The organism is Pseudomonas sp. S4_EA_1b (genome assembly GCF_016307435.1).
In the GTDB taxonomy this organism is placed as follows: Bacteria; Pseudomonadota; Gammaproteobacteria; order Pseudomonadales; family Pseudomonadaceae; genus Aquipseudomonas; species Aquipseudomonas rhodesiae.
In genome coordinates this window covers 7057-7794 of the sequence record NZ_JAEILC010000173.1, presented here as the reverse complement: position 1 = coordinate 7794, position 738 = coordinate 7057, and the positions used below count along the sequence as shown (strand labels likewise).

Here is a 738-nt window from a genome sequence, read left to right as displayed (position 1 = left end):
GGAAAAATGTCCGGACTTCACCCGACGAGTTTGGGGCGCTCAGAAACAAAACGTGCACTTAAGCCAGCGCCTACTTGAATAACGGGCACTGGCTAAACGTACGTTTTTTCCCGAATTCTGCGCCCCGTGTTAAATCGTCAGCCCTGCTGCCAGCATCTTGTCGCGCAGCTCAGCGGCTCGGGCCGGATCGAGCACATTACTGAACAGCGCCTTGATCTCATTGGGCCGAGCGTCGAACTGCTCGACCAGATCTTTGATACGGTAACCATGGCGCGTCAGGGTCGGTTCAAGGTCATCCAGTTGCCGCGACAACACGGACTCCACCAGTTCCGCCGAAACGGGTTTTTCACCGGTCAAATAGCCAGCCTCCAAAGACAGGCTCAAGTGCAGTTGAATTTGCAGCGGCGTACGCAGCTTGGTGACCAGTAGATCGACGGCTTCCTCGGTCAGAATCGATTCCGCCTCGACCTTGCCCTCCGTACAGGTTTCCAGCAGCCAATGAATGTACTCACGCTGGCTGCCGGCGATACCATCGAGCGAGAAGATGTCAGTGCGGTAGCCGATTTCCTCCATCCTCGGGCGACGCAGGTCATTGCGCAGCTTGGGATGCCCGGCCAGCACCACCGACAGCGGGCCGTCACCATCCTCGACCAGTTCCATCAAGCGCTTAAGCCCTGTCAGGGTATGACCGTTCAGATCGTGAGCTTCATCCACGAACAGGGCCGCCGGGCGTTTGTT

General features: G+C 57.6%; 1 pseudogene. It reads right to left on the bottom strand.

The features are described from left to right. Positions 1-129: 129 nt before the first annotated feature. Positions 130-738: pseudogene (locus tag YA0848_RS36280) on the bottom strand (ExeA family protein); the annotation flags it as partial.